Source organism: Telluribacter roseus (assembly GCF_017355915.2).
In the GTDB taxonomy this organism is placed as follows: Bacteria; Bacteroidota; Bacteroidia; order Cytophagales; family Spirosomataceae; genus Telluribacter.
In genome coordinates, this window is the sequence record NZ_JAFEUV020000004.1 from 116,452 (window position 1) to 129,605 (window position 13,154).

8 protein-coding genes are annotated in these 13,154 nt (G+C 52.0%); 5 read left to right on the forward strand and 3 right to left on the reverse strand.

Annotated features, from left to right (window positions below; translation table 11 throughout):
- Positions 1-63: 63 nt before the first annotated feature.
- The gene (locus JTN23_RS09645; RefSeq protein WP_247234326.1) at positions 64-4,668 is read left to right on the forward strand and encodes a translocation/assembly module TamB domain-containing protein; all 4,605 of its coding nucleotides are present in this window, start codon (positions 64-66) and stop codon (positions 4,666-4,668) included.
- A 2-nt stretch (positions 4,669-4,670) separates the two neighbouring features.
- Here JTN23_RS09645 and JTN23_RS09650 read toward each other — a convergent pair whose 3' ends face one another.
- Both JTN23_RS09650 and JTN23_RS09655 read right to left on the reverse strand, forming a co-directional pair.
- On the reverse strand, positions 4,671-5,192 hold the full coding sequence (locus JTN23_RS09650) for an acyl-CoA thioesterase (RefSeq protein WP_247234328.1): 522 nt from the start codon (positions 5,190-5,192) through the stop codon (positions 4,671-4,673).
- Positions 5,193-5,261: 69 nt separating this feature from the next.
- Positions 5,262-5,660, reverse strand: a complete 399-nt coding sequence (locus JTN23_RS09655) for a hypothetical protein (RefSeq protein ID WP_247234330.1) — start codon at positions 5,658-5,660, stop codon at positions 5,262-5,264.
- Between the two features lie 71 nt (positions 5,661-5,731).
- Here JTN23_RS09655 and JTN23_RS09660 point away from each other — a divergent pair, with 71 nt between their 5' ends.
- The 4 genes from JTN23_RS09660 (at position 5,732) to JTN23_RS09675 (ending at position 11,756) form a co-directional block, all read left to right on the forward strand.
- Positions 5,732-6,199 (forward strand): DUF2147 domain-containing protein, encoded by a 468-nt coding sequence (locus tag JTN23_RS09660; RefSeq protein WP_247234332.1) that lies wholly within the window; start codon positions 5,732-5,734, stop codon positions 6,197-6,199.
- A gap of 120 nt (positions 6,200-6,319) precedes the next feature.
- A complete protein-coding gene (locus JTN23_RS09665) occupies positions 6,320-9,115 on the forward strand; it encodes a M16 family metallopeptidase (protein WP_409049442.1) in 2,796 nt (931 codons plus the stop codon).
- A 149-nt stretch (positions 9,116-9,264) separates the two neighbouring features.
- Complete coding sequence (locus JTN23_RS09670; RefSeq protein ID WP_247234334.1) at positions 9,265-10,677, forward strand: leucine-rich repeat domain-containing protein; 1,413 nt, start codon at positions 9,265-9,267, stop codon at positions 10,675-10,677.
- A gap of 164 nt (positions 10,678-10,841) precedes the next feature.
- Positions 10,842-11,756 (forward strand): EamA family transporter, encoded by a 915-nt coding sequence (locus tag JTN23_RS09675; protein ID WP_247234336.1) that lies wholly within the window; start codon positions 10,842-10,844, stop codon positions 11,754-11,756.
- 10 nt (positions 11,757-11,766) lie between these two features.
- Here JTN23_RS09675 and JTN23_RS09680 read toward each other — a convergent pair whose 3' ends face one another.
- The gene (locus JTN23_RS09680) at positions 11,767-12,903 is read right to left on the reverse strand and encodes an MFS transporter (protein ID WP_247234338.1); all 1,137 of its coding nucleotides are present in this window, start codon (positions 12,901-12,903) and stop codon (positions 11,767-11,769) included.
- Positions 12,904-13,154: the final 251 nt, after the last annotated feature.

A 13,154-nucleotide genomic window follows, 5' to 3' on the forward strand; every position in this document is an offset into this window, starting at 1 on the left:
AAATTTGTACAAATTTACATAAATTACTCCAAGTCGGGATAGGGGACGGTCCTGAATCAATAGATGATAAACATTCTGAGATCGGTAGTGAATGGACTGGTGGTCGTAATGATCTTCGCGTTGCTGGCGCTGGAGGCCGTTACGGTTGCTTTTCAGTTTCCGGCCGTGCAGACCTGGGCGGTGGATAAAGCGGCCCGGAAAGTCTCAGAAGTAATGGGGTACCCTATCTCCATCCGCGAGCTCCATATTAAGTGGTTTGATGTGGTGTCGCTGGGAGGCGTGTCGATCAGGGATGCCCAGGACCGCCACATGATCAGGGTAGAACGTATAGATGTTAACCTGAGCATCAGCCAGATTATCGAAAACAGGAAGAGTGATATCCACCTGGACGAGGTCACGCTGTTCCAGCCGGATGTACACCTGATCAAGAATCCCGCAAACGGCGACCTCAATATTGATGATTTTATCGCCCGGATCAACGAGCTGACTACCTCCGGTGATACCACCAACTACATACCCAACCAGAACATCCCTTTCACGATCGGAAAAGCGCACCTGGTGGAGGGTACCTTCAAATATGATGATCCACGGGAGCCGCGCATCAAAACTTCGACGGTATTTGACTATAACCACTTCGAGCTGGGTAAGCTGAACGCCAGTCTGGACGACTTCCTGCTGGTGGGCGACACCATCCGCTTTCAGGCCAACGACCTCACTACCATTGATACCCAGACCAAACTGAAAGTACATGACCTGGACACGCGCTTTCTGTACTGTGTCAAGCGGATGGAGCTGGCCGGACTAAGCGCCTACGTAGGGCGTTCCTACCTTACTAATTACATCAGTTTTAACTACGATAGCCCGGCTGACCTGGGCTACTTCAACAGCCGGGTCCGGATGATCGGGCACCTTGATAACAGCCGGGTACACTCCAATGACCTGGGGCTCTTTGCGGAGTATCTGCTTACGCTGGACGAAATCTGGAAGGTATCCGGTGATTTTGATGGGATCGTCAACAACTTCCGGGTCCGGAATACCGACCTGCGATTTGGGAAGGATAGTCGCATAGTAGGTGATCTGGCTTTCAAAGGTCTACCCGAAATAGAGGGAATGTCCATGAACTTCCGGCTGGACCGGTCACAGATTCACACGCCCGACCTGGTGCAGTACTATCCCGAAACGGATCTGCACCAGACGTTCCAGAAGTTTGGGATGGTACACATGGCGGGTACCTTTAAAGGTACTTTTGAAGATTTTAACCTGAAAGGACACCTTGATACCGATATAGGTAGCCTGACACCCGATCTGGAATTTCATATTGATGATGCCCATAATACGACCTATAACGGCCAGCTGGCTACTTCGGGGCTCGACCTGGGTGTGCTGCTGGATCAGCCCGAGCGGTGGCAGAAACTGGATATGTCGGGCAGTATCAACGGGCGCGGATTTGATCTGGCTTCGTCGTCGGCCAATCTTAATGCTACTATAAGCCGCCTTGGCTTTGATAACTACGACTACCGGGCCATCCGCGTGCGGGGCAACCTGCAGAAGGCTTACTTCAACGGGCAGGTGAGCACCCGTGATACCAATCTGGTGGTAAATCTGGACGGGGAGTTTGATCTGTCTGGTGCAAAAAATGCCTTTGACATTCAAGGAGTAATTGAAAAAGCAAACCTATTCGCGCTGGGGTATGCTCAAGATCCTTTTACGCTGGGTACCCAGCTGGATGTACAGGTAGTAGGTAATTCCGTTGATGAACTGACCGGGCGAGCCCGCTTCCTGAATACACACCTGCTCACTCCCAGTAATGAGCGCAACCTGGTGATCGATACCCTGCAGCTTACTTCGGTGCAGGAGGGTGATCAGCGTACGATGGAGCTGGAAAGTGAGTTCATGTCGGCCTGGGTCAGGGGGAATTTTGTACTTACTCCGGCCGTAGAGGATCTGAACCGGGTGCTGAAGGAGTACCAGCTGTACTTCTTCAGAGATGAAATGGACCGGAAGGAGTACTACGAGCAAAAGACAAATCACGTAGTAAACCACCGCTACGAAATCAACTATGAAGTGCGGACGCGGGATCTGTCGCAGGTGCTGGCCTTTCTGTACCCGGATGCCTACGTATCGCCGGGAGCGCACGCCGAAGGTGAGTTCCGGATGGACAATACGGCTCTGCTTACGCTGAATGCCAGGGCAGATACCGTCCGGGTAAGTGGTAACCAGTTTGTACAGTCCGAAGTGGATATTACTACTTCCAAGTTTGTGAACAGCGAAGAGGTACTGGCCTCGGCCTATGTCACCTCCGCCAAACATAAGATCAGCCTGCTGGCACCTACCGAGCGGCTCGAAGTAGAGGCCACCTGGGACGAAGACCATATTAGCTTCCGGACCGGGCTGCGGCAGGTAAACAGCAGCAACCGCGCTAACCTGAGCGGCGAATTACGATTTCTGACGGACGGTTTTGACGTACGCCTTCAGAACTCCCGGCTCAACCTGCTCGATGAGGTATGGCAGGTAACCCCCAATAACCTGATCTCCATAACCGGACCGCGAGTCCGGTTCAGTGGTCTGGCGCTGGTCAATGACCGGCAGCGGCTGGCCCTCAACGGTACCTATGCTCAGGACTCGGATCAGAGCCTGTTGCTGGAAGCGCGTAACTTCAAGCTGGCTACCCTGAATCAGGTATTTGATACTAAGCTAGGCGGTGTGATGGACGGTACCGCGCGGCTTCGCAACGTGCAGGACTTCAATGAGCTCAAAGCGGAGTTTAACGTGGAGGGACTCAGCTACGATAAATACGAACTGGGCAATTTTGAAGGGGTAGGTGACTGGGATGAAATGACAGACCAGTTTTACGTGGATGCGCACCTGGAGAAGAATGCTCGCCGTACTTTCTCGCTGACGGGTTCTTATAATCCTAAGCTGAAAGAGAACCCGCTGAACATGAAGGCCCGCTTCCTGAACACCGACCTGAAGGTAATTGAGCCTTTTTCGGAGGGGCTGGTATCGGATGTAAGCGGACAGGCCGAAGGTACCGTACAGGTAACGGGTAGCCTCGGGCATCCCATCCTGCAGGGGGAGGTAACTGTGGATAAGGGGAGGCTGAAGTTTGACTACCTGCAATCGGTACTTACCTTCAATGATAAGATCTACTTCAGCGAAAGCGAGATTGCCACCCGCAACATGATCGTGACCGATCAGGATGGTAATACCGCTACCTTACGGGGTGGTGTATACCACGAAGGCTTCAGGTACTTCTCGCTGGGCTTCAATGCTGATCTGCGCAATTTCAAAATCCTGAATACCAATGCTGCTGACAACGACCTGTTCTACGGTACCGCCTACGTTACCGGTAAGGCATCGCTGTTTGGTCCACTTGATAACCTGACGATCGAGGCCAACGTGACCAGTAACCGGGGCACGCGGATCTATATACCCCTGGACGGCGCTACCGAGGTGGCTACTCAGGACTATATCCAGTTCGTAAGTCAGCTGCCCAAAGAAGATTCTACCAATGCAGGCCAGGGAGCGTCGAGTTCATTGGATATGGGCGGGATCAAAATGGATTTCAACTTCAATATTACCCCCGATGCCTACTGCGAGATACAACTGGACCGGCAGGCAGGTGATATTATCAAAGCCTACGGGAGTGGCCTGTTGAACATGAAGATCGATACCAAAGGCGATTTCGAGATGTCGGGTACCTATGAGATAGCCCGTGGAGATTACACCTTTACCTTTCAGAACGCCCTTAACAAGAAGTTTGAGATTAAGCCGGGTAGCCGTATCACCTGGTCGGGTGATCCGTACGCGGCCATCCTGGATGTACAGGCAGGATATACACAGCTGGCATCGCTGGCCGGGGTACTGCCGGGTATTACTACCAACAGCAACAATGCCACTAATCCGCTGTCGCGGCGCTACCCCGTTGAGGTAACCATTACCCTGACCGACCGCCTCATGTCGCCCCAGATCGCGTACGATATGCGTATAGTGGAGTATCCGGCCTCCGGCGAGTACCGAAGTGCCGTAGCGGCGTTTGAAAACCGCCTGCGCAGCGATGAGCAGGAGCTGAGCCGTCAGGTAAGTAGCCTTATCCTGTTTAACCAGTTGCTGACGCCGCAGGATGCCCTGCTGGCCCAGACTAATCAGAGCCAGTCTTTTATCGGAAATAGCATCAGTGAGCTGGTAACCAACCAGGTAAGTAAGTGGGCCTCGGCGCTGAACGAAAACCTGGAAGTAGGTCTGACGGGGCTGTCGCTGGATCAGAATGCCCTGAACAACCTGCAGCTACGCTTCTCGTACCGCTTCCTGAACGACCGCTTCCGCGTCACGCGCGATGGGCGGTTCAACTACGGTATTATTCAGCACGATGCCGCCAGTCTGGTAGGGGAGTGGACGCTGGAGTACTGGCTCACTCAGACGGGAAGTGTACGCCTGAAAGCCTACAATCGCAACATCCAGAACCCACTCCTCCTGAGTAATACCCTGACAACCGGCGGGGTGAGTATGCAGTTTACCCATAGCTTCAACCGCTTTGTCATCCCCAAGACCCATCTGGCTGTTCCGGCGATGACGCCTGCCAAACCGGATTCGACAGATACGGATGATGCCGATTCATCAGGAAAACTTACATCCAGCGCCCTCGCTCCAGACAGTACTAAGAAGTAATCTTACGACACAGGTACCAGTGCCTGCTTTACTTCCCGGATGCGCTCATTGAAGTCCATCGTCTTAAAATCAACCCCCGGCAGCTGGATTGCATTCAGGTACTCTTTAAGCGCGGGCGGATGCGGAGTACGCTTTCCGGTCGTGACGCTGACGTGCTTGGAGGTGACCCATAGTAGTGTTTTCAGCTGGGTGCGGTCATCGTTGGTCATTACGTACTCTGTCACCATGGTGTCCTCGTCGTGGTGGATGACGCGGGTGATAATTCGGACCCATTCGCTGATCCCGGCCGGACGGATATAGGCGATCTGGTGCTGGTACACTACCCAGCTCGTGCGCAACTCCCGAAACATGGCCTCAAAACTAAAACCATACAGCTTGGAGGCCTGGTCTTCGCGGGCGTTGAAGAAGTAGTCGAAGTACTTGGAGTTGTTGAGGTGCTGAAGCGGGTCACAGTCCTGAAACCGGATGATTACGCGTGATTCGGCCTCGGTGGGCAGATTAGTAGGGTCGCCTTTGTAGAACATATAGCAATAGTCTCTGATTATATAAAAAAGTCTGTTGATGGTTATGTGTAAGTGGGAGCGCCAGCAGGCTTATTCGCCCCGGTATTGTATGGCTAGTCCGCGCATGGAGTAGCCCTCGGTAGTGGCGGTGGTGTAGTACTTGTACTGTACATTCATGAGGGCGTGAGCCCCCATTTTCTGGGCTTTCAGTACCAGCTGTGCCGTCAGGAGTTCTTTGGCCTGGGCATCATTGCCCCGGTGCAGCAGCCGTTCGCCGCTCTTCTTCTGGCGTTCGTTCAGTAGGTCTTCATTGCTGATCTCCACCCATTGCAGCTCGGAGTAGGGGCGGTCAGGCGATTGGTTTTCATAAAATACATCAATGGGGTAAACGGCACCACGAGAGATAGGAATGGCCGGACGAAAGCACCCGCTCATTACCACAAAAGTGCCCAGAAATAGTACTGTGCCTAGAATTTTTTTAACCAACATAAATGTATTTTTTGTTTACTTCGTTACGTAATGTACAAAACTGTTTTGATCAACTATCAATTCCTGTATCTATGAAAAAATCAAGCTTCCGTGCTTCCTTGCCCCTATTCTTACTTCTTCTGTGCAGTGTCAGTTTACTTTCTTCCTTCCGTCCGGCCGCTGATTCGGACGACATACTAGGTACCTGGCTGACAGGTACCAAGAAAGGGCACGTGCAAATTTATAAACAAGGTAATAAGTACTACGGAAAAATTGTGTGGCTCAAAGAACCCGTTGATCCAGCTACCAATGCGCCTAAATTAGATAAAAATAATCCGGATGCAGGAAAAAAGAAGCAGCCGCTTATGGGGATGGTCAACCTTCGTGACTTTACCTATGCCAGCAATAATGTATGGGAAAACGGCAAGATCTACGATCCCGAAAGCGGAAAGGAGTATAGCTGCAAAATGACCCTGAAAAACCCTAATACGCTGGATGTACGGGGGTATATGGGTATCTCACTTATCGGACGTACCGATACCTGGACCCGCGTCAAGTAATCCGGTTTTCCATCTGTTTATCTGCTTATTGAGATTCTGCGCCGTTTGTCACTAATTTGGTTGACAAGCGGCGCTTTTCTTCTATTATTACGTCTATCTCTAAGACTAATCACAACACAAATGATCAACGTATCTACCAAAAAACTGACCGGTTTGATGCTGGTGGGACTACTGGCGGCAACGCCGGTATGGGCGCAGGAGCTGCCGAAGGGGATGAAAAAAGTCACTTCGGTTGAGGGCATCACCGAGTATCAGATGGACAACGGCCTCAAAGTGCTGATGTTCCCGGATCCGTCCAAGCCTACTATTACCGTCAACATTACGTACCTGGTAGGATCGCGGCACGAAGGGTACGGCGAAACCGGGATGGCGCACCTGCTGGAGCACATGGTATTCAAAGGTACTCCCAGGCACCCCAACATTCCGCAGGAGCTGACCGAGCACGGTGCCCGCCCCAACGGTACTACCTGGTACGACCGTACCAACTACTACGAAACGTTTGCGGCTACCGAAGAAAACCTGAAATGGGCATTGGATCTGGAAGCCGACCGGATGGTCAACTCCTACATTGCCAAGAAGGACCTGGAGAGTGAGTTCAGCGTGGTGCGTAACGAGTTTGAGTCGGGTGAAAACAGCCCCTTCCGGGTACTGATGGAGCGTGTACTGTCGGGGTCTTACCTCTGGCACAACTACGGTAAGTCCACCATCGGTAACCGCTCGGACATTGAGAATGTACCCATCGAGAATCTGCAGGCTTTCTATAAGAAGTACTACCAGCCTGACAACGCAGTGCTGATGGTGGCCGGTAAAATAGACGAAGCCAAGACGCTGGCTCTGGTGAACGAGTACTTTAGCAAGCTCAAAAAGCCCGAGCGTGTACTACCTGTAACCTATACCTCGGAGCCTACGCAGGACGGGGAGCGTTTTGTAGAGCTGAAGCGCGTAGGGGATGTACAGATGGTGGCCTGTGCCTACCACATCATGCCCGGCTCCCACGCCGACTACCCGGCTATGGATGTACTGGTAGAGGTACTTTCGTCGGAGCCCAACGGAAAGCTGTACAAAAACCTGGTGGATACCAAGAAGGCTTCCTCACAGTACGCATTCAGCTTTGCCCTACATGATCCCGGTTTTGCCTACTTCGGGGCCGAAGTACTGAAAGAGAAATCTCTGGACGAAGCGCGTAACGCCCTGATCGCTACGCTTGACTCAGCTGCCCGCACGAAGCCTTCGGCGGAGGATGTAGAGCGGGCCAAGGCTTCTATCTTGAAAAACTGGGACCTGCAGTTCCGGAACTCGGAGCGCGTTGGACTCGGTATCAGCGAGTACATCGCTACCGGTGACTGGCGGTTAGCATTCCTGTTCCGGGACAACATCCGTAAAGTAACTCCCGACGATGTATACCGCGTAGCCCAGCACTACCTGAAGCCTTCTAACCGTACCATGGGTACATTTGTACCTACCGCTGCTCCCGAGCGCGCCGAAATTCCCGCTGCTCCCAACGTAGCCGATCTGGTGAAGGACTACAAAGGAGAGGCCGTTATGGCGCAGGGCGAAGCGTTTGATCCCTCACCGTCTAACATCGACAGCCGTACTACGCTGGTCGAGAAGCCTAACACCATTGAAGTGGCCCTGCTGCCCAAGCAGACCCGCGGTAACGTCGTGGCGGCACGTATGACCCTTCGCTACGGCGACGAGAAGAGCCTGATGAATAAGGCCACCATTGCCAGCCTGACCGGAAGTATGCTGGACAAAGGTACCAGGACCAAATCGCGCCAGCAGATCAAAGACGAGTTTGACCGTCTGAAGGCTCGTGTGAGTTTCTTCGGGGGCGGTAACCAGGCCGGGGTGAATATCGAAACGACCCGCGAAAACCTGCCTGCCGTGATGAAACTGGTGGCTGAGGTACTGAAGCAGCCTGCCTTCGATGCCAACGAATTTGATAAGCTCAAGCAGGAGCAACTAGCCCAGATCGAGTCACAGCGCAGCGAGCCGCAGGCTATCGCCATTAATGAGTACCGCCGCATTACAAGCCCGTATCCCAAGGGTGATATCCGGTATGTGACTACGTTTGACGAAGATGTAGCCGATGTCAATGCCGCTACCCTGGATCAGGTAAAGGCCTTCTACAAGGACTTCTACGGAGCCAATAATGCCAGCATAGCCGTTGTAGGTGATTTTGACCAGGCTGAGATACAGAAAATCATTACGGATGAGTTTGGCAACTGGAAAAGTGCCAAGCCCTTCAAGCGGGTAGCTTCACCGTATCAGGTCGTAAAATCGCAGAACAAGTCATTTGAAACTCCCGATAAAGCCAACGCCATGTTTGTAGCGGGTATGGCCATGCCGCTGCAGGATACCGATCCGGACTACCCGGCGCTGGTAATGGCCAACTACATGCTGGGCGGTGGGTTCCTCAACTCGCGACTGGCAACCCGTATCCGTCAGAAGGAAGGCCTTAGCTACGGTGTTGGTTCACAGTTCAGCGCCAGTTCGCTGGATAAGAACGGTACCTTCCTGGCTTACGCGATCTATGCGCCTCAGAACGTAGAAAAGCTGGAGCAGGCCTTTAAGGAGGAGCTTGACAAGGCACTGAAAGAAGGTTTTACGGCCGATGAGATCAAAGCAGCCAAGTCAGGGTACCTGCAGTCACGTCAGGTGAGCCGGGCGCAGGATGCTTCACTGGCCGGTGCATTGAACAACAACCTCTACCTCGACCGTACCATGAAGTGGGACGCGGAGTTTGAGAAGAAGGTGGAGGCTCTGACCCCCGAGCAAATTCGTGCTGCCATGAACAAGCACATCGACTACTCCAAGATTACAGTCATTAAGGCCGGTGACTTCGAGAAAGCCCGTAAAGGTGCACCTGTAACTGGTGGAGCACCCGCTACCATGGGTGGAAGTCCTAAAAACTAACAGGCCTACATTTCGTTATGTATGAGAGGGCGCTGGGGGAACACCTCAGCGCCTTATTCTTTTTTATTCCTTCTATAAATATTGTTACATGGAATAAAAATAAACCACTATGATATTAGTTATTTTCGTGTAGACTAACGCTTGGTCCTATGAAAACGCTACTAATAATCCTGCTGGCCCTGACCTTAGGATATAGTGCTTCGGTTGCCCAGACTCGTGTGGTATCAAGAGAAGAAGCAGGGCAGCTTAAGATAGATGAAAACGAACTAGGTCAGAAGTACCCTCCCTACTGGCTCAATGAGAGAGGTATGGGAGCCATCAATGGCTTTCAGAACGAAATAGTAAAGCTTTTTAAAGGTACTCCTAATCCGGGCTTTTACCTGATGGGAGCCCTTTATGTCAGCGAAACCGGTAAGATCGATTACCTGATTTACCAGATCATATCGGATCATCCCGCGCGGGATTCGCTGAGGAAAGCCGTAAAGATAAAACTAACCGGAGGGCTGGCAGACTGGGAGCTGGAAAACAGCAAAAAGCAACCGTACCGGCTGGGGTACAGCATTGCTATTGGTACGCTTCCCGACAAGCGACTCAACACAGTCCCCAACTGGAACGCCCGCCGGGTACGGAAGGGCGACAGTACCCTGACGACCTTACCCGAAGCCACAGCTATGGTGGATACTGCCCGGGTAAAGCGGTTGTTTCTGAACCAGCTTGATCTCAAGGAAGTACCTTCGGTCATTTATCGTTTTCCCAACCTGGAAGAGCTTGACCTGCATGGGAATAACCTGTCGGCTGCTCATATTGATGTAGCCCGGCTCCCCCGCCTCAAGAAACTGGACCTGCGGGAAAACCAACTTACTAACGAAAGCCTCACGATTACGCGCAATAAGACCATCCAGATCCTGAATATCCAATGGAATAAATTTATGGATATTCCCGAGGCGGTACGTGCCTGCACCCGCTTGTCGAGCCTGTGGTTAGGCCGTAATCAGCTGACCGAGCTATCCGACCGGAGTTTCCGTAGGCTGCGCCATCTGCACGATTTGAATCTATACCAGAGCGGGCTGACCACCCTGCCCAGGGGGATCAGAAAGATGCGTCGGCTGGAAGTGATAGATCTTTACTACAACAAACTGACTGAGCTTCCGGCTTCAATCACCAGCTTACGTAAGCTCAACCACCTGGCGGTATCGCACAACCAGCTCACGGAGCTGCCCCGGCGCATGGACCGCCTGCGCGATCTGCAGGTGATGTACGCCCACCACAACCGGCTCAGTAGCCTTCCTGACCCGTTCGGCAGGTTGTCCCGTCTCCGGCTCGTGGACCTGGGGTATAACTGGTATACTACGTTTCCGCCGGAGATCCGGCAGCTCACGAAGCTAAAAGAACTGGACATCTCTGAAAATAATCTTGCTGAATTTCCGGAAGCACTGCTGGAGATGAAGCAGCTGGAAAAACTCTACCTGCGGGGTAACCCGTTCCTGAAAAAGGGGCCCGACAAGAAGTACGGCCTGCTTCTGGACCAAATGAAAACCAATGCTACCGAGGTATATTATTAATTGGAATAGTGATAGATAGGAGCTTTGTCAGGTAGAGATAATTATGAATTATATCGGCAGAATACTATAAAAATTTTCTTTACCAAATATCATAGATTTTCAGGAACTTCGCCTGCCAGAGGGCTCGTTTATTGAGCCATTATAGTTGGCAAAGTACCTTAGTCATGGCATTATCTACATCTACAAATTTAAGCTCATCCCGCACCAAACTGGTGCTCAATCTCCTGTCGGTGTATACGCTGTGGGGATCTACCTATTTGTTTATTCACTTTATGACGGAGCGGATGCCACCGCTCTATATGGCAGGTTGCCGTCTGCTGACGGCCGGTCTTATCCTGTACCTGTACGCCCGCCTGACCGGCAATGCCCGACCAACCCGTAAGGAGTGGCTGTCGGCCGGTATGATCGGTGTCCTACTCCTTACCATTGCCAACGGGGGTATGACCGTAGCCATCCAATATATACCTACGGGCATTGCGGCACTCCTGGGTGGTATGCTCCCCCTCTTTATCATGGTATTAAACTGGCTGAGCTTTAGTAAGGTACGACCCACCAAACTGGCATCGCTGGGCCTGCTGGTAGGGCTGGCAGGTATCATTATGCTGGTACAGCCTGGAGGTTTCAAGGCTACTTCTTCCCAAAGCTGGATTGGTATCGCCATTATTATTCTTTCTAACCTTTCGTGGGCTACGGGTACCTTACTCTCTGGCCGCGTATCACTACCCACTCAAATCGTCTCCAGTGCCATCCAGATGCTGGTTGGTGGGGGAATCCTGCTGCTGATCAGTCTGATGGTTGAGCCCGTCTCACTCATCAGCATCAGCTATGCGCCTACCAAGGCCATAGGAGCGTTGATCTATCTGGTGATCTTTGGCTCTATCATCGGATTTTCATCCTATGCCTGGCTGGCCCGCAACGCCCCTCCACAGTTGCTGTCGACCTACGCGTATGTCAATCCCGTGGTAGCCATGCTACTAGGGTGGGCATTTGCCGGTGAGTCACTGACGGGGCAGTCCATTGTAGCCGGTCTCATTATTCTCTCGGGGGTAGTACTGATTACAATGGGTAAGAAGAGGTAGTCTATCTACCTTATACCCGGGCCCAGCGGCTCATAATAGCTCCCATCAGCAGCAACACCGCTACCAGCCCAAATCCGTACTGCAGGCCATAGGCTTCGGCTACAAAGCCAATCAGGGGAGGACCCGCCATGAAGCCTATAAAGCTGAATGTAGCAAACGTAGCCAGGCCGGCCGCAGGGGGAGTATTGGGCTGCCGCATGGATATGGCGTACAGCATGGGGGCTCCCAGCGAGCATCCCATTCCCAGGATCAGGAACCCTACCAGTGTGGTGAACGGGTAGGGGAATAGGATGGCTATCAGAATGCCCAGTGCTCCAACAATCCCTCCCAGAATAAGTAGTCTCTTCTCGCCGTAGCGTGGTATAATGGTATCACCCAGGAAGCGACCCAGCGTCATGGTAAGGGCAAAGCAGCCAAAGCCCAGCGCCGACACGGAGGGCGTAGCGTGAGCTATTTCGCGGAGGTATATGGCACTCCAGTCGAAAGATACCCCTTCGCCCATCGAAACGGTGAGGCCGATGAATATCAGGATAATAAGCGTAACCGTAGGGCGGGCAAATGAGGTCCCGCTTACATTTCTTTCTTCGGGGATCTGGCGTAGCAGGGGCTGGATCAGTACAGTAACCGTGCACAGAAACAAGGCAATAGCCAGCATATGTACTGGCATACTGACTTCGGCCCAGATAAAAAGCCCGGCCAATGTGCTTCCCAGCATACCCCCCAGGCTCCACATCCCGTGGCAGGCCGACATAATCCGTATACCTTCACTCTTTTCCAGGTTAGAAGCACAGGTATTCATGGCTACATTCAGTACAGCGGCAAAGCCACCCATTAGAGCCATTCCAGCTCCCATCACATAAACATTGGGAGCATTGGCAGGAATAAGTACACTCAGAAAAAAGCCAAAAGCACACCACAAACATACCCGGGCCGAGCCAAAGCGGCGTATGAGTCGGCCGGAGAATGGATTGGTAAGGATAGAACCAATGGGTAATAGAAATAAGGATAGGCCAAGTTGGGCATCATTAAGGCCAAGCTGGTACTTCAGGAAGGGAATGCGTGCTACCCAACTACCAAAGAGCAGACTATCAGTGGCAAATACTAATCCAACCGCCCGGGTGTAGGGGTTGGTAAAAAAAATCTGCATGGACCGTATCACAGTATAACGGTCCGGAGTGGTATACGAAATATTCGACACAATAACCGGTTAATAGTTTAGATTACAAAAATACAATGTTGGCTGCTAAGGGTGTTTCTGATCCATTGAATTTTATATTTTTGTAACATCAGTAAGTAAAGCAGAGAAGTTGGTATACTACCAGGCTGGGGCATAAGCTCCCCATATTTTGGTATGTGTAATTGAAGTAGGTACGTAGGGGAACCATTCTTTTTAGTATA